21 protein-coding genes are annotated in these 26,447 nt (G+C 70.6%); 14 read left to right on the forward strand and 7 right to left on the reverse strand.

Annotated features, from left to right (window positions below; genetic code table 11):
- Positions 1–49 precede the first annotated feature (49 nt).
- Positions 50–3,580, reverse strand: coding sequence for a transcription-repair coupling factor (gene mfd / locus ACIP63_RS30170; protein ID WP_401521859.1), 3,531 nt, complete (start codon positions 3,578–3,580; stop codon positions 50–52).
- Positions 3,581–3,762: 182 nt separating this feature from the next.
- On the opposite strand from mfd, the gene ACIP63_RS30175 reads away from it, so the two are divergent.
- Entirely contained in the window at positions 3,763–4,005 is a 243-nt protein-coding gene (locus ACIP63_RS30175; protein WP_401521862.1) for a type II toxin-antitoxin system Phd/YefM family antitoxin, read from the forward strand.
- Positions 4,005–4,379 (forward strand): type II toxin-antitoxin system VapC family toxin, encoded by a 375-nt coding sequence (locus ACIP63_RS30180; protein ID WP_401521865.1) that lies wholly within the window; start codon positions 4,005–4,007, stop codon positions 4,377–4,379. Before ACIP63_RS30175 ends, ACIP63_RS30180 begins: the two co-directional genes overlap by 1 nt.
- An 83-nt stretch (positions 4,380–4,462) precedes the next feature.
- Here the strand turns inward: ACIP63_RS30180 and ACIP63_RS30185 are convergent, their stop codons facing one another.
- Both ACIP63_RS30185 and ACIP63_RS30190 read right to left on the reverse strand, forming a co-directional pair.
- Positions 4,463–7,042: an ABC transporter permease gene (locus ACIP63_RS30185; protein WP_401521867.1), complete on the reverse strand. Its 2,580-nt coding sequence runs from the start codon at positions 7,040–7,042 to the stop codon at positions 4,463–4,465.
- Positions 7,039–7,827 carry an ABC transporter ATP-binding protein gene (locus ACIP63_RS30190; protein ID WP_401521870.1) on the reverse strand — a complete coding sequence of 263 codons (789 nt, stop codon included), beginning with the start codon at positions 7,825–7,827 and terminating at the stop codon, positions 7,039–7,041. The genes ACIP63_RS30185 and ACIP63_RS30190 overlap by 4 nt, the downstream gene beginning before the upstream one ends.
- 371 nt (positions 7,828–8,198) lie before the next feature.
- Between ACIP63_RS30190 and ACIP63_RS30195 the strand changes: the two genes are divergently transcribed.
- From ACIP63_RS30195 to ACIP63_RS30220, 6 genes are all read left to right on the forward strand, one after another.
- A complete protein-coding gene (locus ACIP63_RS30195) occupies positions 8,199–9,812 on the forward strand; it encodes an MFS transporter (RefSeq protein WP_401521873.1) in 1,614 nt (537 codons plus the stop codon).
- A 144-nt stretch (positions 9,813–9,956) separates the two neighbouring features.
- Positions 9,957–10,442 carry a DUF485 domain-containing protein gene (locus ACIP63_RS30200; RefSeq protein ID WP_401521876.1) on the forward strand — a complete coding sequence of 162 codons (486 nt, stop codon included), beginning with the start codon at positions 9,957–9,959 and terminating at the stop codon, positions 10,440–10,442.
- A gap of 26 nt (positions 10,443–10,468) precedes the next feature.
- Positions 10,469–12,046, forward strand: a complete 1,578-nt coding sequence (locus ACIP63_RS30205) for a cation acetate symporter (RefSeq protein WP_401522463.1) — start codon at positions 10,469–10,471, stop codon at positions 12,044–12,046.
- Positions 12,047–12,089: 43 nt separating this feature from the next.
- Positions 12,090–12,893 (forward strand): alpha/beta fold hydrolase, encoded by an 804-nt coding sequence (locus tag ACIP63_RS30210; protein WP_401521879.1) that lies wholly within the window; start codon positions 12,090–12,092, stop codon positions 12,891–12,893.
- The gene (locus tag ACIP63_RS30215; RefSeq protein ID WP_401521882.1) at positions 12,893–14,176 is read left to right on the forward strand and encodes a PP2C family protein-serine/threonine phosphatase; all 1,284 of its coding nucleotides are present in this window, start codon (positions 12,893–12,895) and stop codon (positions 14,174–14,176) included. Before ACIP63_RS30210 ends, ACIP63_RS30215 begins: the two co-directional genes overlap by 1 nt.
- A complete protein-coding gene (locus ACIP63_RS30220; RefSeq protein WP_401521885.1) occupies positions 14,173–14,523 on the forward strand; it encodes an STAS domain-containing protein in 351 nt (116 codons plus the stop codon). Before ACIP63_RS30215 ends, ACIP63_RS30220 begins: the two co-directional genes overlap by 4 nt.
- A 45-nt stretch (positions 14,524–14,568) precedes the next feature.
- Here ACIP63_RS30220 and ACIP63_RS30225 read toward each other — a convergent pair whose 3' ends face one another.
- The 3 genes from ACIP63_RS30225 to ACIP63_RS30235 all read right to left on the reverse strand — a co-directional run bounded on the left by ACIP63_RS30225 (position 14,569) and on the right by ACIP63_RS30235 (position 19,190).
- Positions 14,569–15,465 carry a cellulose-binding protein gene (locus tag ACIP63_RS30225; RefSeq protein ID WP_401521888.1) on the reverse strand — a complete coding sequence of 299 codons (897 nt, stop codon included), beginning with the start codon at positions 15,463–15,465 and terminating at the stop codon, positions 14,569–14,571.
- A gap of 204 nt (positions 15,466–15,669) precedes the next feature.
- Entirely contained in the window at positions 15,670–18,216 is a 2,547-nt protein-coding gene (locus ACIP63_RS30230) for an SUKH-4 family immunity protein (protein ID WP_401521891.1), read from the reverse strand.
- Entirely contained in the window at positions 18,213–19,190 is a 978-nt protein-coding gene (locus ACIP63_RS30235; protein WP_401521894.1) for an SMI1/KNR4 family protein, read from the reverse strand. The genes ACIP63_RS30230 and ACIP63_RS30235 overlap by 4 nt, the downstream gene beginning before the upstream one ends.
- A gap of 237 nt (positions 19,191–19,427) precedes the next feature.
- Between ACIP63_RS30235 and ACIP63_RS30240 the strand changes: the two genes are divergently transcribed.
- Entirely contained in the window at positions 19,428–19,949 is a 522-nt protein-coding gene (locus ACIP63_RS30240) for a YwqJ-related putative deaminase (protein ID WP_401521897.1), read from the forward strand.
- Between the two features lie 8 nt (positions 19,950–19,957).
- Positions 19,958–20,467 (forward strand): SUKH-3 domain-containing protein, encoded by a 510-nt coding sequence (locus tag ACIP63_RS30245; RefSeq protein ID WP_401521900.1) that lies wholly within the window; start codon positions 19,958–19,960, stop codon positions 20,465–20,467.
- Between the two features lie 7 nt (positions 20,468–20,474).
- Here the strand turns inward: ACIP63_RS30245 and ACIP63_RS30250 are convergent, their stop codons facing one another.
- Positions 20,475–21,788: a sensor histidine kinase gene (locus ACIP63_RS30250; protein WP_401521903.1), complete on the reverse strand. Its 1,314-nt coding sequence runs from the start codon at positions 21,786–21,788 to the stop codon at positions 20,475–20,477.
- Between the two features lie 155 nt (positions 21,789–21,943).
- Here ACIP63_RS30250 and ACIP63_RS30255 point away from each other — a divergent pair, with 155 nt between their 5' ends.
- From ACIP63_RS30255 to ACIP63_RS30270, 4 genes are all read left to right on the forward strand, one after another.
- Positions 21,944–22,828 carry a hypothetical protein gene (locus tag ACIP63_RS30255; protein ID WP_401521906.1) on the forward strand — a complete coding sequence of 295 codons (885 nt, stop codon included), beginning with the start codon at positions 21,944–21,946 and terminating at the stop codon, positions 22,826–22,828.
- A gap of 181 nt (positions 22,829–23,009) precedes the next feature.
- On the forward strand, positions 23,010–24,458 hold the full coding sequence (glmU, locus tag ACIP63_RS30260) for a bifunctional UDP-N-acetylglucosamine diphosphorylase/glucosamine-1-phosphate N-acetyltransferase GlmU (protein WP_401521909.1): 1,449 nt from the start codon (positions 23,010–23,012) through the stop codon (positions 24,456–24,458).
- Between the two features lie 120 nt (positions 24,459–24,578).
- Positions 24,579–25,559, forward strand: coding sequence for a ribose-phosphate diphosphokinase (locus tag ACIP63_RS30265; protein ID WP_385487443.1), 981 nt, complete (start codon positions 24,579–24,581; stop codon positions 25,557–25,559).
- A 199-nt stretch (positions 25,560–25,758) separates the two neighbouring features.
- The gene (locus tag ACIP63_RS30270) at positions 25,759–26,340 is read left to right on the forward strand and encodes a 50S ribosomal protein L25/general stress protein Ctc (protein WP_401521912.1); all 582 of its coding nucleotides are present in this window, start codon (positions 25,759–25,761) and stop codon (positions 26,338–26,340) included.
- The last annotated feature ends 107 nt before the right edge of the window (positions 26,341–26,447 follow it).

The following is a 26,447-nucleotide window of genomic DNA, read 5'->3' on the forward strand; positions in this document are numbered from 1 at the left end:
CCGGGCCCCGCCGTGGCGCGGCACCGTGCGCCCCGGCGGGGCCCGGGAGTTACGACCCCAGGATCGTCGTGAGGAACTCCCCGGTCCACGAGAGGAGTTCGCGCCCGACGACCGGCTTCCCGCCGATCCGGCCCGCCGTCGGCCGCGGCACCAGGATCTGGCGCGTGGCCGGCTTGAAGATCGTCTTCGGGTGCAGCCGCTTCAGCCGCAGCTCCTGCGACTCGCGCAGCTCCACCGGCGCGAAGCGGATGTTCGGCCCCTGGAGCACGATCTCACCCACCCCGCAGGCCCGGGCCAGCATCCGCAGGCCCGCCACCAGCAGGAGGTTCTCCACCGGCTCCGGCAGCTTGCCGTAGCGGTCGGTGAGCTCCTCCCGCACCGCCCTGATGTCCTCCTCCGAATTCGCCGAGGCGATCGAGCGGTACGCCTGCAGGCGCAGCCGCTCACCCGGGGCGTAGTCGTGCGGGACGTGCGCGTCGACCGGCAGCTCGATCTTGACCTCCAGCGGCGGCTCCTCCTCGACCCCGCCGTCCACGGCCGCCCGGTAGTCCGCCACCGCCTCTCCGACCATCCGGATGTACAGGTCGAAGCCGACCCCCGCGATGTGACCGGACTGCTCGCCGCCGAGCAGATTTCCCGCTCCGCGGATCTCCAGGTCCTTCATCGCCACGTACATGCCCGCACCCATCTCCGTGTGCTGGGCGATCGTCGCCAGCCGCTCGTGCGCGGTCTCGGTCAGCGGCTTCTCCGGCGGGTACAGGAAGTAGGAGTAACCCCGGTCCCGGCCACGGCCCACACGGCCGCGCAGCTGGTGCAGCTGGGAGAGACCGAAGTTGTCACCGCGCTCCACGATCAGCGTGTTCGCGTTGGAGATGTCGATGCCGGACTCGACGATCGTCGTGGAGACCAGGACGTCGAACCTCTTCTCCCAGAAGTCGACGACGACCTGCTCCAGCTGGCTCTCCCCCATCTGCCCGTGCGCCGTCGCGATCCGCGCCTCGGGCACGATCTCCCGCAGCCGCGCCGCGGCCCGGTCGATGGACTCGACCCGGTTGTGGATGTAGAACACCTGGCCCTCACGCAGGAGTTCACGCCGCACTGCCGCGCCGATCTGCTTCTCCTCGTACGGCCCGACGAAGGTGAGGACCGGGTGCCGCTCCTCGGGCGGCGTCGTGATCGTCGACATCTCGCGGATGCCCGTCACCGCCATCTCGAGCGTACGGGGGATGGGTGTCGCCGACATCGTGAGCACGTCCACGTTGGCCCGGAGCTTCTTCAGCTGCTCCTTGTGCTCGACGCCGAAGCGCTGCTCCTCGTCGACGATGACCAGGCCGAGGTCCTTGAACTTCGTCTCCGACGAGAACAGCCGGTGCGTCCCGATGACCAGGTCCACCGACCCGTCCTTCAGCCCCTCCAGCGTCGCCTTCGACTCGGTGTCCGACTGGAAGCGGCTCAGCGCCCGCACGTTGACGGGGAACTGGGCGTACCGCTCGGTGAACGTGCCGAAGTGCTGCTGGACCAGGAGCGTCGTGGGCACGAGGACGGCGACCTGCTTGCCGTCCTGGACGGCCTTGAAGGCGGCGCGCACCGCGATCTCCGTCTTGCCGTACCCGACGTCGCCGCAGATCAGCCGGTCCATGGGGACGGACTTCTCCATGTCCTCCTTGACCTCGGCGATCGTGGACAGCTGGTCGGGCGTCTCCGCGTACGGGAAGGCGTCCTCCAGCTCGCGCTGCCACGGGGTGTCCGGGGCGAAGGCGTGGCCGGGGGCCGCCATCCGCGCCGAGTACAGCTTGATGAGGTCGGCGGCGATCTCCTTGACCGCCTTCTTGGCCCGCTGCTTCGTCTTCGTCCAGTCGGCGCCGCCGAGCCGGTGCAGGGTGGGCGCCTCGCCGCCGACGTACTTGGTGACCTGCTCCAGCTGGTCGGTGGGGATGTAGAGGCGGTCCCCGGGCTGGCCGCGCTTGGCGGGGGCGTACTCGACGAGGAGGTACTCGCGGGTCGCGCCCTGCACGGTGCGCTGGACCATCTCGATGTAGCGGCCGACGCCGTGCTGCTCGTGCACGATGTAGTCGTTCGCCTGGAGGGTCAGCGGGTCGATGGACTTGCGGCGGCGGGCCGGCATCCGCCCGAGGTCCTTGCTGGCGGTGCGCTGGCCGGTCAGATCCGTCTCGGTGAGCACGGCCAGCTTCAGGGCCGGGTCGACGAAGCCGTTGTCGATGGCGCCGCAGGAGACGTGGACGAGCGACGGTGTGATCTCGGCCAGGTCCTGGTCGAGGCGGGCCGGGATGCCCTCGCCGCCGAGCACCTCGACCGTGCGGGAGGCGGGGCCCTGCCCCTCGGTGACGTACACCGTGCGCCAGCCGTCGGCGAGCCATCCCTTCGTGTCGGCGAGCGCCCGGGCGGTGTCGCCGCGGTACGTCTCCGGGGCGTGCATCCCGAGCTTCAGGGAGTCCCCGTCGAGCTCCTCGTCGGCGGCGAACGGGGAGGTCGACCACCACATCATGCCCAGCTCACGCGCCCGGTCCCGGACGTCCGCGATGGCCCACAGGGAGGCCGCGCCCACGTCGATCGGGGCCTCGCCGCCGCCGGCCGTGGCCGCCCAGGACGCCTGGAGGAACTCCTGGCTCGTCGCGACGAGGTCGGCCGCCCTGGTCCGCACCCGCTCCGGGTCGCAGACCAGCGCCATGGAGCCCTTCGGCAGGACGTCGAGCAGCAGCTCCATCTCGTCGACGAGGACCGGCGCGAGGGACTCCATCCCCTCGACGGCGATCCCCTCCGCGATCTTCCCCAGCAGCTCGCCCAGCTCCGGGTGCGCCTCGGCGAGCGCCGCCGCCCTGGTGCGTACGTCGTCGGTGAGCAGCAGCTCACGGCAGGGCGGAGCCCACAGGCCGTGCTCGGCGACCTCCAGGGACCGCTGGTCGGCGATCTTGAAGTAGCGGATCTCCTCGACGTCGTCGCCCCAGAACTCCACCCGCAGGGGGTGCTCCTCGGTCGGCGGGAAGACGTCCAGGATGCCGCCGCGCACGGCGAACTCCCCGCGCTTCTCGACCAGCTCGACGCGGGCGTACGCCGCTGCCGCGAGCGCGTCCACGACCTCACCCAGGTCCGCGGTCTGCCCGCTGCTCAGCGCGACGGGCTCCAGGTCGCCGAGCCCCTTGACCTGCGGCTGGAGCACGGAGCGCACCGGTGCGACGACCACGCTGACCGGGCCGGTCTCCGGGTCGTCCTGCCGGGGGTGCGCGAGGCGGCGGAGCACGGCGAGGCGGCGGCCCACGGTGTCCGAGCGGGGCGAGAGCCGCTCGTGGGGCAGGGTCTCCCAGGAGGGGAACTCCGCCACGGTGTCGGGCGGCAGCAGGGTCCGCAGCGCGGCCGCCAGGTCCTCGGCCTCCCGGCCGGTCGCGGTGACGGCGAGCACCGTACGCCCGGCCTCCCGGGCCAGCGCGGCCACGGCGAAGGGGCGCGCGGCGGGCGGGCCGACCAGGTCGACATGGGCCCGGTGGCCGTCGGCGGCGGCCTTCACCGCTTCGGAGAGCGCCGGGTCGGTGACGACGACGTCCAGCAGACCGTGCAGGCTCATGAAGGTTCCGTCCGGTGTGGCGAGTGAGCAACGCGAAGGGCCCGACACGTGGCACGGGCCGGGGGCTCCAGCGTACGACGCCGGTGTGTCACTCGCGCGAGGGAACGCCGTTGTCCGTACGGCGGCAGCGGGGCTAAACTTAGTCCAGTAGCTAGTCCACTTCTGGCCCGAGCGAGGCGGTCATGGAAGCAGCCCGGCAGTACAACGTGCACGAGGCCAAGACGCACTTCTCGCGCATACTGCAACAGGTCGAGACCGGCGAGGAAGTCGTGATCAGCCGGGCGGGGGAGCCAGTCGCCAAGGTCGTGCCCCTGCACCCGAAGGTGCGACGGACCGGTCGCGGCTCGCTCCGCGGACAGATTCACATCCCCGACGACTTCGATGAGCTCCCGGACGATATCGCCGAAGCCTTCGGGATGCGCTGATGCGTCTTCTGCTCGATACCCATATCGCCCTCTGGTGGCTGGAAGACTCCCCCGAGCTTTCCGAGGAGGTGAAGGACCTGATCGACACGGAGCCCGCCGTGTTCCTCAGCGCCGCCACTCCCTGGGAAATCGCCATCAAGCAGTCCGCCGGGAAGCTCGCGGGACCCGATGATCTGGCCGAGCGGGTCCGCGACTGCCAGCTGACGAGCCTCGCGATCACCGCAGGACACGGGGTCAGGGCCGGCCGCCTCCCCCCGCTCCACCGCGACCCCTTCGACCGCGTCCTCGTCGCCCAGGCCCAGACCGAAGGGCTGACGATCGTCACCCGCGACAAGTGGATTCCCCAGTACGACGTGCCGGTCATGCACGCCTGACGGAGGCAGCGGGACGCGAACCGGCCCCGGGGCGTTTGGAGGAACGCCCCGGGGCCGGATCAGTCATCCTACGGCGGCCACCGTCACCCGTCCGTGGCGATCGCGTTCAGGACGTTCATCCGGCCGGCCCGGAAGGCCGGGACCAGGGCGGCGAACAGTCCGACGAAGGCCGAGGCGACGAACACGGTGACGATCGTCGGCCACGGGATCTCCAGGACCCCGAGCCCCTCCAGGGCCAGCAGCTTCTGGGCCGAGGTTCCCCAGCCCATGCCCAGGCCGAGTCCGAGCAGCGCGCCGAACAGGGCGATGACCACGGACTCCAGCCGGATCATGCGCCGCAGCTGGCGGCGGGAGAGGCCGATCGCCCGCATCAGGCCGATCTCGCGGGTCCGCTCGACCACCGACAGGGCCAGAGTGTTCACCACACCGAGCACCGCGACGACGATCGCCAGGGCGAGCAGGCCGTACACGATGTTCAGCAGCTGGCCGATCTGGTCCTTCAGGTCCTCCTTGAAGTCCGCCTGGTTCTGCACCTTGTACTGCGGGTACGCGGCGAGCGAGCTCTTGATGGCCGCGTACGCCTCCTTCTCCTTGCCGTCCTCCGCCGCCGCGAACATGATCATGTTCTCGGGCATCCGGTCGGCGGCGACGTAACGCTCGGCCGTGGAGACGTTGATGTACATCGCGCCCTGGTCGACGCTCGTGTCGTCCGAGGTGATCGCGGCGACCTTCAGCTTCGCGGTGTCGCCGGCTTTGAAGGCGACGGTGAGCTCGTCGCCGACCTCGATCCCGTGCAGGGCGGCGTAGTCCGACCCGACCGACATGGAGTCCGCGCCGTACGCCTTCGCCAGGTCACCGGCGACGGTCTCGCGCCGCAGATCCTGCGGGTACGTCGGGTCGGCGGCGGTGACGTGGTCGTCCGACGTCGAACCGTCGGGGTTGGTGAGCTTCGCGGCGAGCACCTTGTAATTCGTCACGTGCTCGATGCCGGGCACCTTCTCCAGGGCGTCCGCGGCCTGCGGCACGATCAGCTGGCCGGTGTTCGACTGGACGATGAAGTCCGTGCCGACCGACTTGTCCAGCTCGTCGGTGGCCGAGGCGACCATGGACGAGCCGACGACCGACAGGCACGCCACCAGGGCCAGTCCGATCATCAGGGCCGCGCCGGTAGCTCCCGTACGCCGGGGGTTGCGCAGGGCGTTGCGCTCCGCCAGCCGCCCGACCGGGCCGAACAGCCGCAGGACGACGAGTCCGAGCACCCGCACGACCGCGCCGGCGAGCAGCGGGCCGATCACGACGAAGCCGATGAGGGTGAGGACCACGCCCAGACCGAGGTAGAGCGAGCCCTCGCTCGCCTCGTCCACCCGGGTCGTCGCCCACAGCCCGGCGGCACCGGCTCCGGTCAGGACCAGCCCGATTCCGGCACGGATCCAGCCGGACTTGGCGTCCGCCGGGGTTCCGGCGTCCCGCAGGGCCGCCATCGGGGAGACCTTGCCGGCCCGGCGGGCCGGGACGTACGCGGCGAGGACGGTGACGACGATGCCGAGGGCCAGCCCGGTCACCGGTGTCGTCCAGGCGATGGTGAGGTCCTTGGTGGACAGCTCCATGCCGACGGCGCCCATGAGCTTCATCAGCCCGACGGCGAGGCCGATGCCGGCCGCGACCCCCAGGACCGAGCCGACGACGCCCAGGAGGACCGCCTCGACGAGCACGGACCGGTTGACCTGCTTGCGGCTGGAGCCGATGGCCCGCATCAGGCCGATCTCGCGGGTGCGCTGGGCGACCAGCATCGAGAAGGTGTTGACGATCAGGAAGATGCCGACGAGGAAGGCGATCCCGGCGAAGCCGAGCATCGCGTACTTCATGACGTCCAGGAAGGAGCCCATGGAGTCCTTGTTGGCGTCCGCGGCCTCCTTCTGGGTCTGCAGCTTGTACGTGCCCGCGTCACCCAGAGCCGCGGCGACGTCCTTCTTCAACCGGGTGTCGGCGACGCCCGGTTCGGCGGTGACCGAGACGTGGGTGAAGACGTCGGAGGCGCCCAGCAGCTTCTGCTGCGCGGTGGCGGTGTCGAGGTAGACGACGGCCGCGCCGGGGTTGGTCACGGTGAACGAGGCGATACCGGTGATCTTCGCCCTGATGTCGCCGGTGACGGCGATGGTGCGCACCTCGTCGCCGACCTTCAGGTGGTGCTTCTCGGCGGTGTCGGCGTCGATCATGGCCTCGGTCGGCCCGCGCGGGGCGTGGCCGGAGGTGATCTCCATGGAACGCAGGTCGTTGTCGGTCCAGTTGCCCGCGATCGTCGGGGCACCGGTGTCGGACCCGAGGTTCTTGTTGTGGCTGTCGACGAGGGTGACGGCCATGCTGCTGACCGCGCCCTCGGCCTTCTTCACCCCGTCCACCCCGGCGACCTCGGCGACGACGGACGCGGGGAGCGCCTCGGGCTTGCCGTTCTCCGGGACGTCGGCGGTCTCGGCCTCCTTCGGGCTGACCGTCACGTCGGCGGACGTCGCCGCGAAGAGCTTGTCGAAGGTGGTGTTCATCGTGTCGGTGAAGACGAGCGTGCCGCACACGAACGCCACCGACAGCAGGACGGCGACGGCGGAGAGCGCCATCCGCCCCTTGTGCGCGAGGAAGTTGCGCATCGAGGTCTTCCAGACGGTCATGACGTCCGCCCGCGTGCGTCGAAGTCCTTCATCCGGTCCAGGACCTGCTCGGCCGTGGGGTTCTTCATCTCGTCGACGATGGAGCCGTCGGCGAGGTAGAGGACCCGGTCCGCGTAGGAGGCGGCCACCGGGTCGTGGGTGACCATGACGATGGTCTGGCCGAGCTCGTCGACCGACTTGCGCAGGAAGGACAGCACCTCGGCGCCGGCCCGCGAGTCCAGGTTCCCCGTGGGCTCGTCACCGAAGATGATCTCGGGGCGGGCGGCGAGCGCCCTTGCCACCGCGACGCGCTGCTGCTGACCGCCGGAGAGCTGCGTGGGCCGGTGCTTGAGCCGGTCGGAGAGGCCGACGGTCTCCACGACCTGCCGCAGCCAGCCGGCGTCGGGCTTACGGCCCGCGATGTCCATCGGCAGCGTGATGTTCTCGATCGCGTTGAGCGTCGGAAGCAGGTTGAACGCCTGGAAGATGAAGCCGATACGGTCCCGGCGCAGCTGCGTCAGCTTCTTGTCCTTGAGCCCCGTGATCTCGGTGTCGGCGAGGTGGATCTGACCCGAGGTCACCGTGTCCAGACCCGCCAGGCAGTGCATCAGGGTCGACTTGCCCGACCCGGACGGGCCCATGATCGCCGTGAACTGCCCGCGGACGATGTCCACGTCGACATGGTCGAGCGCCACGACCCGGGTCTCCCCCGCGCCGTACGCCTTGACGACCTGCCGCGCTCGCGCAGCGACGGCCGTACGCCCTCCAGTGCCCCCGTGCCTGGGAATGGTTACAGCCGTTGTCACGGTTTTTCTCCTATGTCGGTCGATGCGCGGACGTCTCTGTGTACGTTCCGAGTCTCGGGTGAAGAGGTGCTCCGGCGCGCTGGTGCCCGGCGCAGTCTTCGAGTGGGGTTTTCCCCACCCCGCCCCCTGCGGCCGGCCGCATCCGCGGCGTTGTACCGACCGTCCCCCACGTGCCGGCCGGTATAAGAACACGCTAAGGAACTGGGCACCCGTCTCTCGTCCTCCGGCGGGAGGAACGGCCCCCGGGCACAACTCGGGTGCTCCCCCTAGGGGTCCGGGCGCCAGGTGCGGGACCTGAGTAGGGGTCCCGCTCTCCGGCCTGCGCCTCCCGTACGGCGCCGGGCGGTGAGACAGTGTCCACCGGCAAGTAGATGCATAGGGAAGGGACCCCTGTGGGCGGCACGGACGGCACCGGCGGCACGGACAGCCCGGAAGCGGTACGAGGGGCCGCCCCCGGGACACCACCGGGCACCGACCGGAGCCGCCGCCCGGTCGCGGCGGCCCTCATGCTCGGCATGGGGCTGGCCGCCATCGACGGCACCATCGTCGCGACAGCCGTGCCGCAGATCGTTGGCGACCTCGGCGGGTTCTCCGTCTTCTCCTGGCTCTTCTCCGGTTACCTGCTCGCCGTGACCGTCACCCTGCCGGTGTACGGGAAGCTCTCCGACACCTTCGGCCGCAAGCCCGTCCTGATCGCCGGGATCATCCTCTTCCTGGCCGGCTCCCTGCTCTGCGCCGCCGCCTGGAACATGGCCGCCCTCATCGCCTTCCGCGTCGTCCAGGGTCTCGGCGGCGGCGCCCTCCAGGGCACGGTGCAGACGATCGCCGCCGACCTGTACCCGCTCAAGGAACGGCCGAAGATCCAGGCGAAACTCTCCACCGTCTGGGCCACTTCGGCCGTGGCGGGGCCCGCGGCCGGCGGGCTCCTCGCCGCCTACGCCGACTGGCGCTGGATCTTCCTGATCAACCTGCCGGTCGGTGCCGTCGCCCTCTGGCTGGTGGTCCGTCACCTCCACGAACCCGCCAGGCCGCGCCCCGCCACCCGTCCCCGTATCGACTGGGCGGGCGCCCTCGCGGTCTTCGCCACCGGCGCGCTCCTGCTGACCGCGCTCGTCCAGGGCGGCGTCGCCTGGCCCTGGCTCTCCGCCCCCTCGCTCGGGCTGCTGGGGGCGAGCGCCGCGCTGGCCGCCCTGACCGTCCTCATCGAACGCCGCGCCGCGGAACCGGTCATACCCGGCTGGGTCTGGCGGCGCCGCACCATCGCCTCGGTCAACCTCGCCCTCGGCGCGATGGGGCTGCTCATGGTCGCGCCGACCGTCTTCCTGCCGACCTACGCCCAGTCCGTCCTCGGACTCGGCCCGATCGCCGCCGGGTTCGTCCTCTCCGTGATGACCCTGAGCTGGCCCGTCGCCGCCGCACTCTCCGACCGGGTCTACAACCGCATCGGCTTCCGCCGCACCGCGATCACCGGCATGTCCGGGGCCCTGCTGGTCCTGCTCTGCTTCCCGCTGCTGCCCTACCCCGGCACCGCCTGGCAGCCCGCCCTGCTCATGCTGCTGCTCGGCGCGACGCTCGGCCTCTTCCAGCTCCCCCTGATCGTCGGGGTCCAGTCCACGGTCGGCTGGGCCGAGCGGGGCACGACGACGGCGTCCGTGCTCTTCTGCCGCCAGGTCGGCCAGAGCCTCGGCGCCGCGCTCTTCGGCGCCGTCGCCAACGGCGTGCTCGCCTCCCGGCTGGCCCACTCCCCCGTCCCCGGGCTGCCCGGCGATCTGGACGCGGTGTCGCACGCCCTGGAGGACCCGGCCTCCCTCTCCGCCGCGGCGACGGACCATCTGCGGCGGGCCGTCGACACCGCCGTCGACCACGTGTTCACCGGCGCCGCGATCGCCGCCGCCCTCGCCCTGCTGGTCCTCGTCGTCCTGGTCCCCCGCCGCTTCCCGGTCCTGGACGAGCACGAGAGCGCTCCCCGGACGCCGAAGGACTAGACAAGTGGCGTGTTACCTCGGGTAGTTCGTCCACAGCCCTCCCCCTCCGCGATACCCGCGAGTAACGTACGCGCTCCCGACAGCGCACCCGCGCACCTGCCGTGCAGCCCGTCCCCGGGCCCGAGCCATGCAGGGAGCACCGCCATGCCCCAGCACTCGCAGCCACCCCCACGCCCGCCCCGGCAGCCCCCGCACCGCCCCGCCCAGCCCCCGTACCCCGGCGACTACCTCATGCCCTGGCAGAGCTCGCCGCCACCACCCATCGCCCCGGCACCCGCACCCGGCCGCGCCCCGGCGCCCGGGCACCACAGCGACCTGCGACGGCTCCGCACCGCCTACCGCCTGCTGCGCCGCGTCTCGGCCCTCACCGCCCTCGGCTACTTCACCCTCTTCCTCCTCCTGTCCGGCTACGCCCCCGCCCTGATGACCCGCCCCGTCGGCGACGGCGGACTCACCACCGGCCTCCTCCTCGGCCTGTGCCAGCTCCCCGTCACGCTCGCCGCCATCGCCGTCTACGAGTGGACCGCCCGCCGCACCGTCGATCCGCTCAGCGCCGGACTCCGCGACCGGGCCGGCCACGCGAAGGCCGGCGCACCGGCACCGGACCGCAGGAAGGGGCCGGGCCGGTGAACGGATTCGACGAGTCGGCCCAGACGATGTCCCTCACCGCGTTCATCGCCGTCGCCAGCCTCACCCTGCTGCTCTGCGTCATGACCGGACCCGACCGCGACGACCTCGACGCGTTCTACACCGGCTACCGCGCCCTCTCGCCCCTGCGGGGCGGCCTCGCCATCGCCGGGGACTACCTCTCCGCCGCCACCGTCCTCGGCACCACCGGAGTCATCGCCCTCACCGGCCACGACGGCCTCGTACTCGCGCTCAGCACGGCGCTCTCCCTGGTCCTGCTGATGTTCCTGCTCGCCGAACCGCTGCGTAACGCGGGCAGGTTCACCATGGGTGACATGCTCACCCGCCGGGCCCCAGGCCGGGCGGCCCGCATCGCCTCCTGCACCGTCACCCTCGCCGCCCTGCTGCCCCTGATGGTCGTCCAGCTCGCCGGCAGCGGCGATCTGCTCGCCTTCATCCTCGGCTTCGACAGCTCCGGCTTCCGCACCGGATCCATCATCGCCCTCGGCGTCGTCATGATCGGCTACGCGGCCATCGGCGGCATGAAGGGCACCGCCCTGATCCAGATCATGAAGACCCTCGCACTCCTGGGCGCGGGACTCCTCGTCTCCGTACTCGTCCTCGGCCGCTTCGACTGGGACACCGGTGCCCTGCTCCGCGCCGCCGAGAGCGGGAGCGGGGCGGGCGCCGCCTATCTGCACTCCGGCCTCCAGTTCGGCGGCAGCGACCTCGACATGATCAGCAGCGAACTGACCGTCGTGCTCGGCGCCGCCTGCCTGCCGCACATCACCATGCGGATGACCAGCGTCCGCGACGCCCGGACGGTCCGCCGCTCCCTGTCCTGGGCCGTCTGCGTCGTCACCGGCATCTGCCTCCTCCTCACCGTGATCGGCTTCGGTGCCGCCGCTCTCGTCGGAGGCGAGCGCATCACCGCCGCCGGAGCCCAGGGGAACAGCGCCGTCCTCCAGGTCACCGCCGCCGTCGCGGGCGGCGGCAGGACCGGGGCGCTCGTCGTCACCACCATGACCACGGCGATCTTCCTGACCCTGCTCGCCTCCGTCGCCGGAATGATCCTGGCCTGCGCCAACTCGCTCGCCCACGACCTGTTCGCCCACGGCCGGCGGACCGCGGAGCCGATGAGGCCCCGCACCGAGATGGCCACGGCCCAGGCCGCGGCGGTCGGAGTCGGAGCACTCGCCGTCGCCCTCGCCGTCCTCGCCCGGCACTGGAACGTCCAGGCGCTGGTGACCCTGTCCTTCTGCGTCGGGGCGTCCGCCATCGCCCCGGCACTCGTCTACAGCATGTTCTGGCGCCGCTTCACCCGCACCGGACTGCTCTGCACCCTCCTCGGCGGCACCGCGTGCGTGTTCGTCCTGATCACCGGCACCGACCTCGTCTCCGGCTCCCCCGGATCCGTCTTCCCCCACCGCGACTTCAACTGGTTCCCGCTCACCACGACCGGCCTGGTCTCCATCCCCTTCGGCTTCCTCGCCGGCTGGCTGGGCACCCTGTACGGCCGGGACACGGACCCCGCCGGGCAGCGCCGCCGGTACGAGGCCGTCGAGCCCTGGATCCTCGCGGGAGCCCCGCCCGCCGGGCGGCGGTGATGCCGCGCGGCAGGCCCCGCCCCGGAAATGCGAGGATGCCGCCATGGACATAGTCAGCAGGAACAACATCACCGTGACAGGCCCCGAGGACGCACCTGTCCTCCTCCTGGCACACGGGTTCGGCTGTGACCAGAACATGTGGCGCCTGGTGGCACCCGCGTTGGCCGAGAGCTTCCGCGTCGTCCAGTTCGACTACGTGGGATCGGGCCGCTCGGACCTCTCGGCATGGAGCGAGGCACGCTACGGCGCACTGGGCGGGTACGCCCAGGACGTGGTGGAGATCTGCGAAGCTCTCGACCTGCGCGAGGTCCGGTTCGTCGGACACTCGGTCAGCGCGATGGTCGGCGTACTCGCGGCAGCCGCCGCACCGGACCGGATCGCCTCACTGATCATGATCGGCCCCTCCCCGTGCTACGTCGACACCCCCGGGTACCGGGGCGGATTCAGCGCCGAGGACATCGACGAGCTCCTTGAATCCCTGGAGTCCAACTACCTCGGCTGGTCGGCGGCCATGGCCCCGGTCATCATGGGCAACCCCGACCGCCCCGAACTCGGCGAGGAACTGGCCAACAGCTTCTGCGCCACCGACCCGGCCATCGCCCGCGTCTTCGCCCGCACCACCTTCCTGTCCGACAGCCGCGACGACCTGAAGAGCGTGAGCGTCCCCACGCTGGTCCTGGAGTGCTCTCAGGACGCCATCGCCCCCCGGGAAGTGGGCGCGTACGTCCACGAGGCCATCCCCGGCAGCCGCCTCGTCACCCTTGACGCGACCGGCCACTGCCCGCAGCTGAGCGCCCCCGAAGCGACCGTCACAGCCATCGCCGACTTCGTGGGAATCCAGTCGTGATGTGCCGGACCGGACAGAGTCCCGACCCGCCGGAGCACGAGGATGCCGCGTCCACGGACGCGGCGTTCTCCGCCCTCCTGGAGGACAGCGCCGAGGAGCTCTACGACTCCGCCCCCTGCGGCTACCTGTCCACACTCATGGACGGGACCATCGCGAAGATCAACAGCACGCTGCTGACCTGGCTCGGCCGCTCCCGTGAAGAGGTCGTGGGCCGCATGCGCTTCACCGACCTGCTGACCGTCGGTGGCAGGATCTACCACGACACCCACTTCGCGCCCCTCCTGAGCATGCAGGGCAGCATCAGCGGCATCGCCCTCGACATCAAGAAGGCCGAGGGCGGACGGCTCCCCGTACTCATCAGCTCCCTCACGAAGACCGACAGCGACGGCCGGCCCCTCCTGATCCGTACGACGGTGTTCGACGCCAGCGACCGGCGCTCCTACGAACGGGAGCTGCTCCGCGAGCGCCAGGTCGCCGAAGAGGCCCGCAGACAGGCCGAGGAGGACCGCGAACGTCTACAGGAAGCACTCGCGGTGCTGCAGAGCAGTCTGCTCCCCGCACAGCTCCCCCCGGTGCCGGGCATGGAGGCCGCCTCGCACTACCACACCGCCTCACCGGACCGGCTCGGCGGAGACTTCTACGACCTCTTCCCCCTGGACGGCCGACGCTGGGCCTTCTTCCTCGGCGACGTCTGCGGCAAAGGCCCCCAGGCCGCCGCCGTGACCTCCCTGACCCGCTACACCCTGCGGGCCGCGGCCCTCCACGACGCCGACCCCGTCGCAGCGCTCTCCACCCTCAACACCGTCCTGCACGAGCGGTACACCACAGGTGACCCGCGCTACTGCACCGCCATCTTCGGCGTCCTGGAACCCGACGGCGACACGGTCACGGTCGAGCTCGCCTCCGGCGGCCACCCCCCGGCCCTCGTCCTGCGCAAGGACGGCCGGGCCGACTACCTCCCCACCCCCGGCGGACTCCTCGTCGGCATCATGCCCGCAGCCCCCTTCGCCTCCGCCAGGACCGTGCTGGCGGCAGGGGACACGCTCCTGCTCTACACGGACGGGCTCACGGAGGCCCGGACCGGCGAGAAGCGCGAACTGTTCGGTGACGAAGCCCTGCGCGACTTCGCGACAGGCCTCCCCGACACCGGACCGCAGGAGGTCATCACGGCGATGACCGGCCTGCTCAACAGCTTCGGCGACGGCCTGGACGACGACACCGCCCTCCTCGCCCTCGGCGTGCCCACCGACAGACCCCGTCCCGGGAGCGACACCCTGAAATGAGCCCGATGACGACAACCGTCCGCGTCACCGAGACCGGACCCGTGCTGCACATCACGGGAGAACTCGACTACAGCACCGCCGCCGAACTGCGCCAGGTGGTGACAGGCCTCACCCTCACACCCGGCCAGCGGCTCGTCCTGGACCTCGCACACCTCGACTTCTGCGACTCCAGCGGCATCACCGCCTTCATCGTCGCCCGCAACCACGTGACCGCCGCCCAGGCCGACATCTCCCTGGCCGCCGTACCCGCACCCGTGCTCCGCGTCCTGCGCGTCACCGGGCTCGACCAGGTGTTCACCATCGAACCCGGCGCTGACGCCCGGCAACACCGAGCCGTCGGCGGCTGACCGTACGGCCGCCCGGACACACCGCGCCGGGAACACGGCACGGCGTCACTCCACCGGGCCCGCGGCCGCCCGCCCCGTGAGCGCCGCCAGCGAATGACGCACATGCGCCATGTGCGCCTGCACCTCCTCGCGGCCCTCCTCGTGCTCCCGAAGGATCCGCTCCGTCTCCCGCACCACACGCTCCTCCGCCACCCTCGCCCCCGACAACAGCTCCGCCGCCCGCGCCTCCGCGTCCTCCTGACCGTGCCGGGCCGCCTCCTCCGTCTCCGCGAGCTCCCGCCGCGCCCGCTCGATCAGCGCCTCCCCACGAGCCGCCAGCTCCGCCTCACGCTCCGCCGCGGCCGCCTCCGCACGGGCGATCTCACCCTCCGCCGCCTTGCCCCGCTCGGCATGCTCCTGCTCCTGGTGCGCCAGCACACCCGCCGTACGGCGACGCGTACCGGCCATCTCCGCCTCCGCCGCCCCACGCACCTCACCGGCCTCCTGGCGCGCCTCCTCCACCAGCGCCCCGGCACCCTCCCGCGCCTCGGCCAGCACCTCCTCCGCACGGGCCTCCGCCGCCGCCCGCACAGCCCCCGCCTCCTCACGCGCCGCCTCACGGACCTCCCGGCCCACCGCGTCCGCCGCGTCCCGCAGCGCCTGCGCCTCCTCCGAGGCCGCACCCCGCGCCGCCTCCGCCTCGGCCTCCGCCAGAGCCAGAATCTGCTGGGCACGCTCCCCCAGCGACTGATACGTCTGCGGCGCGAGCGAGGCCACCACCTCACCCAGCCGCGCCGCCTCCGCCGCCAACTCCTCGGCACGCCCCGTCAGCAGGGCAAGCCGCTCCAGGGCCCCGTCCCGCTCCGCCGACAGCGAGGCCACCATGCGGTCCACCTGCTCAGGACGGTAACCACGCCCCCGAACACCGACAAAACCGTGCGCGGACACCGGTCCACCACTCATCCCTGAAGCCCTCTTTCCCGCTCTCCGACTCCACGACCATCAAGCAATACGTCAAGGATGCGGTAATTGGCCCGGAAGTCGGAATCGATCAGCAGCATTCAGGACGGAAGCGACCCGCATCACAGAACTCCACACAAAAGGCGCCCGCCCCATCACGGGACGAACGCCTCTCGTACACAACGGATCAGACCCGACCGGACCGCATCACAGCAACCCGTCCCACATCTGCTCCAGCAACACCGACCACCAGCCCTCCGGCGACGCCAGAGCCGCCGGATCGATCGCCACCAACTGCGCCTGGAAATCGACCGTCCAACGACCCGCCTGCTCAGGATTCAACCCGAACCGCAACCGCCACATCCGGCCCAGCAACGCCATCGACCGCACGAACTCCGGCAGCCCCGTGTTCACGAACTGCGGCGGAACAGGCTGACCACCCGGACCCGCCTCCACCGGAACAGCCACGATGTTCGCCGTCCCGTACTGCACACAGATCGCCCGGCCGAAGTCCGAACCCATCACCAGATACGAACCCGCGTCCGACGCCGGCTGCACCTGCCGCTGCCCCGCCAGCTCCGCCAGCGTCGGCACCACAGGATGACCCGGCTGCGCCCAGAAGAACGGCCCGAAATCAGCGGGCAGCCCCGCCCACACCAGCGTCCGCGCCACCACCTCGGGCACACCCTGACGGGACACCGCCCGCTGGTCGAACCGCAGCACACCAGGACCGAACGCCCCGTGCAGCTCCTCCGCCAGCGCCTCCGGAGGCACAGCCGGCGCAGGCGGCATCTGCGGCAGCGGCGCCCGCACCGGAGCCGGCCGCGCCGGGCCGTCGGCCACCTGATGCAACTCACCCTGATGCGTCAGCAGATGCTGCATACCCTGCTGCCGGCTCGCATGATCCGTACCGTACGGCGCGACACTCGTGATCCGGACCTGCGGCCACGTCTCCCGGATCATCCGCGCACAGTAACCACCCGGGAGCTCACACGACTCCAGCTCCGTATGCAGCTCGATCACCTGCTGCGGCGGCACACCCATCCCCCGCAGCTCATGCAGCATCTGCCACTCCGGATGCGGAGTACCCGGCGCCGAACGCCGGATCAGCTGCTGCTCACTGCCGTCGGCCGCACGGAAACGCAGCACGGCCTGATAGCCCGGACCGACCGTCGGCAGGCCCACCGGCTGCTGCGGATAGCCGTACGCCCCAGGAGGCGGCGGCGGAGTGTGCGGACCCGGCGCCCCGGGAGGGCCAGGAGGCCCCGGAGGACCGGGCGGCTGCGGCGCACCCGGACCGACCTGCCCCGGACCTGCCAGCATCGTCGCGGCATGGTGCACCCCGCCACCCGGAGGCGGCGGAGGAGGAGGACCGGGTGGCGGCGTGGACCCAGGAGGAGGCGGCGGCGGAGGCGGCGTCGCACCCGGAGCACCCGGAGCACCCGGAGGAGCAGGAGGAGCAGGAGGACCCGGCGGGCCCGGCGGACGCGGCGCGTTCGGGCCACCGATGCTCGCGTCGGCGAACATCGTCGCGGCATGATGCAGCCCGCCACCCGGAGGCGGCGTGGAACCAGGAGGCCCGGGCGGACCGGGAGGGCCGGGAGGACCAGGCGGCCGCGCACCCGGAGGCGGCGTCTGCGAGACCAGCTGCGTCGGCACATAACCACCCGCCGGCGCACCCGGCGCACCAGGCCCGGAAGGCGGCGGAGTCGCCCCCGGCCGCGCCCCCGGCACACCGGGCGCCCCCGGCGGCGGCGGAGTCGTCGACCCCGACCCCCGAGCGCCCCGCGGCGGCACGACGGCCTTGCTCGTCGCCGCATCCGCGATGTCCCCAGCCCCGCGCCCAGGACCGGCAGGAGCCGGCGCACCGGGAGCCGGAGCCGAAGGAGCAGGGGCCGCAGGAGCAGCGGGCGCAGGAGGCCCCGGAGGCGGCGCCTGCGGGTCCAGCCCGGCCACCACCGCCGTCGGCGGCAGCTGACTGCCACCCGACATCAACGCCGTGGGCGCCTCCGCCGACACGACCGGCGGCGGAGCCCCGTCATCGTCCGACCCCGAGAGCGGCGGCGCGAACACCGTCGCGGGCAACGGCACACCACCCTCGTCCGCACCCGCGTTCGTGTCCGTACCCGCCCAAGGCGTCGCCCCGGCAGGCACCCCGTCGTTCGCCGTCGGCTCGTGATCCCGCTGCCCACCGGCAGCCGGCCACGCCGGCCCCGAACCGGCACCGGCCGGCGCGGGAACAGAAGGAGAAGGAACACCAGGCGCAGAGGGCGGCGCGGGAGCGGCAGACGGCGCGGGAGCGGCAGACGGCGCGGGAGCGGCAGACGGCGCGGGAGCGGCAGACGGCGCGCCCCCCTCCGCACGCCGATCCGGAATCCCCAGCTTGTCCGCCGCCTCCTGCAACCACTCCGGCGGCGTCAACAAGAACGACGTCTGATTCAGATCAATACGCTGCGGCGGCTCCGGAGCAGCCTCCGCCTCCGCGGAAGCCCCGTAATCCTCCTCGTACCGCCGAATCACCTCACCCACCGGCAACCCCGGCCACAGCGTCGCCTCACCACTGTCCCGGGCGATCACCAGCCGCTGACGGCCCCCGTCCGACACAGGACCCTCCGCACGGTCCTCGGCCCACACCACGAAACCCAGCTCGAACTCACGGACCCGGACCTCACGGTGCTGATACGCGGGCACATCACCGTTGACCCACTCATCCGCCCGCTCCTGCGCCTGCGCGAACGTCACCACCGCGCTCACCCCTCCACCGGGACGGCCCGCGCGAAGCCACCGTCCACCATCAGGTTCGCCACCGTCTCCAACTCCGGCGGATTACCCGCCAGACGCTGGAGGAACGCATCGAAATCCTCACCGCACGGCAACAGCAGCCGGTCCACCCGCTCCTGCACACCCCAGCCGTCCTGATCCCGCGCATCGTCATACGCGCAGAACCACACCGACCCCACGCCCTCACCACGCACCTTCACCGCCAGGATCCCGCCCTGGACGAAACCCACACCCAGGAAATCCTTCGTGAAGTGATCACGCAGACACTTGTTCACATACACCAGGTCATTCACAGCCGCTTCCTCACGCACCGTGAAGAACGGCTGGTCCACCAGCAGACCCAACTCCGCGTCCAACGCCGCACCCACCGGAGCCGAACCACCGGCCGCCTTCAGGAACGACCTGTACGCACCCGGAAGGCGATAGCCCAGATCCTCCTCGACACCCTGGATCTGCTGCTCACCCACCGCCACAGAACCCTTCGGCAGCCGGAAATGAGCAGGCCGCGTCTCCTGCAACGGCCGCGTGCCCCGACGGTTCTGATCCACCGCGGTCGTCGCCAGACCACCGTGATGACGCAACAACGCCTTCACCTCGACCGGCACCAGCTCCATCCGCCGGCCACCCGCCACGTGATGCCACGTCCACCCGTGCGGAGTCGCCACCGCCGGAATCGTGTCCCACAACTCATGACCGCTCGCCGCCAACGCCGCGTTCGCCGACACGTAATCCGTCAGCCGCAACTCGTCGACACCGAACCCCGGAGGCGGATCCGCGATCTCCGCGGCCGCACGCGCGTACGGCGAAAGCACCGGAAAGCCGTTCCCGTCCACACGCACACCCCTGGGGTGGCGGGACGCCCGGACAGGATCCGGGAAATGCACGACCTGCCCGGCATAGGCCGCGTTCGGTGGCGCGGCTTGCTGCCCGAGCCGACCTGTCGTCATGGCGGTTGCCCCCTGCTGCGTCTGGTGTTCCGCACAGCCTATGCGGTGACGCAACAACGCCCCCCGCCCCCGGCACCCCACTCACCGAACGTCACCAAGGCGTGACGGACACGCGACAACCGAGCCACCGACCCACGACACGCAGACACGTTTCCCCGACCCAGCTTCCCCACCACCCTGCATATTTGGCAGGCTGTCCCCCGCAACTCGGGGGATTGCAGGGAGGGACACCAGCACATGCACACAGCACAAACAGTCACATCCGGAGACCCGCGACTCAGCTGGAGCACCACCGAACCCGACAGAGCACCCCACCTCCACCACCGCCGCGACGGCATCCTGCCCGCGGTGGCCGCAGCCCTGTCCGTACGCGGAGAAACACTCACCTGCACCGCGGGCAAAGGCGACCAGCCACCCGTCCTCCACCCCCTCGTACAGGACTTCCTCGACACCCTCACCAGCAACCAGCGCGAACGCTTCACCGGACGCTGCCCCGAAGCCATACTCCTGTCACGACAGCTCACCGCAGCCGACGACAGCCGCTCCAAACGAGCCCAGCGCAAACCCCTCACCAACGGCGAAGCCCGCCGCGCCCTCAAACACGCCCGCCTCACCGCCCGCCGCATCCGCGAGGACGGCGACCCCCTCCACGGCAGCTACGCACCCCCCTGCCGCTCCTGCACCGAGATGCTCGCCCACTTCGGCGTACGCCCCGTCGACCTCACCACCGGTGCGGCGACCACCGCCGAGAAGGGCTGAACCCCACCATGCAAGACCTGCCCGGCCAGCAGAACCGCACCTCCACCACCCGCTTCCCCGTCGCCCTCGACGCCGCACTCCGCGACGCCGGATGGCAACCCGGCCGCTGGGACATCCGCCAGGCCGAGGAATGGGCCGACGCCCTCCGCTCCCACGCCTCCCCCGCCGGCCACCAGCACGCCGTCTTCCCCGCAGCCGTCGAAGCCTGGGCCGAATTCGGCGGACTCCACATCACCTCGACCGCACCCGGCCGCCAGATCGCCACCACCACCGTGCACATCGACCCGCTCAGCGGACTCCACCTCGCACGCACACTCGGCGACCTCGGACGCGCACTCGAAACCGAAGTCGCCCCCCTCGGCCAAGAAGGCGACGCACAAGCAGTCCTCGCCATCGACAGCGAAGGACGCGTCTACTCCATCGACCACACCGGCGACTGGTACCTCGGCTCCGACATCGACCGCGCCCTCGAAACCCTCATCACCGGCGTACAGCCCACCCGCCTCACCTCAAGCTGACAACGCCCTACGCCGCCCCCGCATCCGGCAGCACCGCCGACACCCGGAAACCACCCGCATCCGTCGGCCCCGACACGAACACGCCCCCCAGCCCCAGCACCCGCTCCCGCATCCCGACCAGACCGTTCCCCCCACTCGGCAGCCCCGCATCCGCCGTCACACCGTCCGTCGGACCGTTCTCCACCTGCATCGCCACCTCCACCCCCCGATACGCCAACCGCACCCACGTCTTCGCACCCGCCGCATGCTTGTGCACGTTCGTCAACGCCTCCTGCACCACCCGGTACGCCGTCTGCTCCACCTCCGGCGCATACGGACGCAGCTCCCCCTCCACCGACAACTCCACCGTCATCCCCGCCTCACGCGACTGCGCCACCAGCGCCTCCACCTCACACAACCGCGGCCCGTCCTCAGCCACCACCGCAGCCGCGGCAGCAGCCACCCGCCCCACCGAGGCCAACGGCACCTGCCCCGCCCGCGGAGCCACCAGAGCATCCCCGCTCCGCAACACCCCGAGCATCTCCCGCAACTCCGTCAACGCCTGCCGGCCCATGTCCCCCACCAGCGCCGCGTTACGCACCGCCTTCGCCGGATCCTTCGGAGCCACCGCCTGCAACGCCGCCGCGTGCACCACCATCAGACTCACCCGGTGCGCCACCACGTCATGCATCTCCCGCGCAATCCGGGTCCGCTCCTCCGTACGCGCCCACTCGGCCCGCTCCTCCGCCCGGTCCGCCAGCAGCGACAGCTCCCGCTCCAGCGAGTCCGCACGCTCCCGCAGACTCTCCATCAGCCTGCGCCTCGCCCCGACATAGAGGCCGAAGAGCACCGAGGGCGCCGTCAGCCCCAGCGACATGAAGAGCGACACCACCGGGACGTACCAGAGCGGCCCGAACTCGGCATGATCACTCACGCTCTGCCGCAGCCGCACGTACGACACGATGAACGTGCCGACGAGCGTCATCCCCGTCAGCACCACCGTGATCCTGCGCGGCACATCGGAAGCCGCCAGGGTGTACAACCCGACGATCCCCATCAGGAAGCCCATCTCGGCCGGCGTCGTCGCTATCGACACCAGCACCACGGCGATCGGCCAGCGCCTGCGCAGCACCAGCACCGACCCCGCCACCAGCCCGAACAGCACCCCCAGCGGCACCGGCAACCCGGTGTCCCCGGCGAACGCCACCCCCTCCAGCGCACACTCCAGCGCCGAAACCAGCGCCAGCCCCACGTCCAGGACGACACCGCGCCGCCGCTCCCACCACCAGTAGCCGCGGGTGGTCGGACCCGCCGCTTCCCGGTCTGCCCCCGTTGCGGTCATGGCATCCAGCCTACGGGCGGACGCATCCCATTTTCCGGCGAGTCCGTCAGCACGGAAAGTGACCGCTCGTACCGCAAAGGCGGATAGATCGCACGATCCGGTGAATCGAGCGCCCTTTCGATCCGGACGTCCGCATTCCGGACGACGCTGCTCGTATGACACATGCCAGTGGCAAGTACGCGGACTTCGAGGGACTGCGGAAGCAGGCGATCGCGCTGCGGCGGGAGGGGCTCAGCGTGCGGCAGATCAGGGACCGGCTGAAGGTCTTCAACAACGACATCCTCCATCGCCTCCTGCAAGGCGAGCCCGCCCCGGAGTGGACGAAGCGCCCCAACGCCAAGGACGACCTGCGCGAGAGGGCCCGGGAGCTGCGACTCCAGGGGATGACCTACGACCAGATCCAGGTGGAACTGGGGTGCTCGAAGAGTTCGATCTCCCTGTGGGTGCGGGACCTGCCGAAGCCGGAGCCGCGCTACTCGGAGGAAGAGCGGCTCGCCCGCATGAACGCGGGCTTGGCCAGCCTGCGGGCCAACCAGGACGCGGAACGACTGGAGACAAAACGGATCGCGCGCGAGTCAGTGGGCGAGGTCTCCGATCGGGAGCTGTTCCTGACCGGAGTCGCGCTTTACTGGGCCGAGGGCATGAAGGACAAGCCCTACAGCCGCCGGGAAAGCCTGCTCTTCATCAACAGCGACCCCAACGTGATCAAGGTCTACCTGAGTTGGCTCGACCTGCTCGGCGTCACACGCGAACGCCTACACCTCCGCGTCAGCATCCATGAGACGGCGAACGTGGCAGAGGCGGAAGACTTCTGGGCCGACCTGACCGGAGTCCCACGCACAGACTTCATGCGGGCCACCCTCAAAAAACACTCCCCGAAGACGACTCGAAAGAACACAGGTGAGGCGTATCGCGGCTGCTTGGTCATCTACGTAACCAAGAGTGCAGAGCTCTATCGTCGCGTAGAGGGTGCTTGGTACGGCATAGTGTTGGGTGCCAATCCGGCAGACCGGCGCAATGTCCGGTTTAGCCGGGATTAATCCCCCATGGTGTAATCAGGCAGCACTGCGAGTTTTGGTCTCGTATGTCCAGGTTCAAATCCTGGTGGGGGAGCCCCGGCCATTGGGCCCCGACCTCACGGTCGGGGCCCGCGCCAGTTTCGGGCACATACGCCCCCGGTATCCTGCGGATGTCCACCACCCGAAGCCGAAGGGCACATCCGTGAGCGCCAACCGCCCGGCAGCCGTCGTCATCCTCGCAGCGGGTGAGGGCACCCGCATGAAGTCGAAGACCCCCAAGGTCCTGCACGAGATCTCCGGGCGCTCGCTCGTCGGGCATGTCGTCGCCGCCTCCCGTGAGCTCGACCCCCAGCACCTCGTCGTCGTGGTCGGCCACGCCAACGAGCAGGTCACCGCGCACCTCTCCGCCGGGGACACCCCCGTACGGACGGCCTACCAGGCCGAGCAGAACGGCACCGGCCACGCGGTCCGGATCGGCCTGGAGGAGCTCGGCGGCGTCGTGGACGGCACCGTCGTCGTCGTGTGCGGGGACACCCCGCTGCTCTCCGGCGAGACGCTCTCCGCGCTGGCCGCCACCCACACGGCCGACGCGAACGCCGTCACCGTGCTGACCGCCGAGGTCCCGGACTCCACCGGCTACGGCCGGATCGTCCGCGACGCGGCCACCGGCGCGGTCACCGAGATCGTCGAGCACAAGGACGCCACCGACGCGCAGCGCGCGATCCGGGAGATCAACTCCGGGGTCTTCGCGTTCGACGGCCGGCTGCTCGGCGAGGCGCTCGGCAAGGTGCGTACGGACAACAGTCAGGGCGAGGAGTACCTCACCGACGTGCTGTCGATCCTGCGCGAGGCGGGTCACCGCGTCGGCGCCTCGGTCGCCGGCGACCACCGGGAGATCCTGGGCATCAACAACCGGCTCCAGCTGGCCGAGGCCAGGCGTCTGCTGAACGAGCGGCTCCTGGAGCGCGCCATGCTGGCGGGCGTGACGGTCGTGGACCCGGCGTCGACGCTGATCGACGCGACGGTGACGTACGAGCGTGACGCGGTCGTGCACCCGGGGACGCAGCTGCTGGGCGCGACGCACCTCGCCGAGGACGCCGAGGTCGGCCCGAACTCGCGGCTGAAGGACACGGTCGTGCACGCGGGCGCGCGGGTGGACAACACGGTCTCGGACGGTGCCGAGGTGGGTGCCGGCGCGTCGGTGGGGCCGTTCGCGTATCTGCGGCCGGGGACGCGTCTGGGCGCGAAGGCCAAGGCGGGTACGTACGTCGAGATGAAGAACGCGACGATCGGTGAGGGCACGAAGGTGCCGCACCTGAGTTACGTCGGGGACGCGACGATCGGTGATCACACCAACATCGGTGCGGCGAGCGTGTTCGTGAACTACGACGGGGTGTCCAAGCACCACACGACGATCGGGTCCCACTGTCGGACCGGGTCGGACAATATGTTTGTGGCGCCTGTCACGGTCGGGGACGGCGTTTACACGGCTGCCGGTTCGGTCATCACCAAGGATGTGCCGGCGGGCTCGCTGGCCGTCGCGCGGGGCCAGCAGCGGAATATCGAGGGTTGGGTCGCCCGGAAGCGGCCCGGGAGTGCGGCGGCTCAGGCCGCCCAGGCCGCCTCGCAGGAGTCCGACGGCGAAAGCTGACCGGAAACAGGTGCGCCAAAGGCGGCGTACCGTGATACGTGCTCACCCATTTCGGCTGGCTCGTCGCACATCGGGACACATGCTGCGCGGGGCCAGATACACGTCTGAGGAGACTGTGCTGTGACCGGGATCAAGACGACCGGCGAGAAGAAACTGATGTTCTTCTCCGGCCGCGCCCACCCCGAGCTGGCCGAGGAGGTCGCGCATCAACTGGGTGTCGGCCTCGTGCCGACGAAGGCCTTCGATTTCGCCAACGGTGAGATCTACGTACGTTTCCAGGAGTCCGCCCGTGGCGCCGACTGCTTCCTGATCCAGAGCCACACGGCTCCGATCAACAAGTGGATCATGGAGCAGCTGATCATGCTGGACGCGCTGAAGCGCGCGTCGGCACGGTCGATCACGGTGATCGTGCCGTTCTACGGCTATGCCCGTCAGGACAAGAAGCACCGTGGCCGTGAGCCGATCTCGGCTCGTCTGATCGCGGATCTGATGAAGACGGCGGGTGCGGACCGCATCCTCACCGTGGATCTGCACACGGACCAGATCCAGGGCTTCTTCGACGGTCCGGTGGATCACCTGTTCGCGCTGCCGATCCTGGCGGACTACGTGGGTGCGAAGGTCGACCGTTCGAAGCTGACGATCGTGTCTCCGGACGCCGGCCGGGTGCGTGTCGCCGACCGTTGGTGCGACCGGCTGGACGCTCCGCTGGCGATCGTGCACAAGCGTCGCGACAAGGACGTGCCGAATCAGGTCAGCGTCCACGAGGTCGTGGGTAACGTCGAGGGCCGGGTGTGTGTGCTGGTCGACGACATGATCGACACGGGTGGCACGATCTGTGCCGCTGCGGACGCCTTGTTCGCGCACGGTGCCGAGGACGTCATAGTGACTGCCACGCACGGTGTGCTGTCGGGCCCGGCCGCGGACCGTCTGAAGAACTCGAAGGTGAGTGAGTTCGTCTTCACGGACACGCTGCCGACGCCGGGTGAGCTGGAGATCGACAAGATCACGGTGCTCTCGATCGCGCCGACGATCGCGCGTGCGGTGCGTGAGGTGTTCGAGGACGGTTCGGTGACGAGCCTCTTCGAGGAGCAGGGCGACTGACCACCTGCGGGTGATCGACTTGGGGTGCGGCCTCCCCGCCGGGTAGACTGGACAAGTTGCTCGGCGAGGGAGGCCGTTCTCATGCGCAGGCGTGGGGCCGGTTGTCCGTTATCGACGCGCTCTTCGTAGCAGGCCTGTCGTGGGCCGGGTGACCATCGGTTTTTCGTCACCTTTCGAGTCACCCTACGAGGAGTGCAGCATGGCTGAGATCAAGCTCGACGCAACGGTCCGTACGGAGTTCGGCAAGGGCGCTGCCCGTCGTACGCGTCGCGCCAACCTGGTTCCCGGGGTCGTCTACGGCCACGGTGCTGAGCCGGTTCACATCAACCTTCCGGGCCACGAGCTTCTTCTGGCTCTGCGTACCGCGAACGTCCTGATCGGTCTCGAGATCGACGGCAAGGACGCGCTGGTGATCCCGAAGGCCGTGCAGCGTAACGCCATCAAGGGCAACATCGAGCACGTCGACCTCCTCACGGTGAAGCGTGGCGAGAAGGTCGAGGTCGAGATCGCGGTGCACGTCGAGGGCGAGCTGGCCCCGGGCGCCAACCTTCTCGAGTACGTGCAGAACACGCTGCTCGTCGAGGCCGAGGCGACGCACATCCCCGAGTCGGTCACGGTCTCGATCGCTGGTCTGGATGCCGGTGACTCGATCCTGGCCAAGGACATCCCGCTGCCGAAGGGCTCCGTGCTCGCCGGTGACGAGGAGGCCGTGGTGCTCCAGATCGTCGCCGCGCAGGCCGAGGAGGCTCCCGCCTCCGAGGAGGCTCCGGCCGAGGCCTGATCCTCGCCGCACCTGCTTGACTGACGGGGTGGCGGTTCCCTTCCGGGGGTTCCGCCGCCCCGTTCGCCTGTTTCGACCCTGTTCCGTGCGCACTGCGAGGAGACCGA

The organism is Streptomyces sp. NPDC088746, assembly GCF_044751065.1.
Lineage (GTDB): Bacteria > Actinomycetota > Actinomycetes > Streptomycetales > Streptomycetaceae > Streptomyces.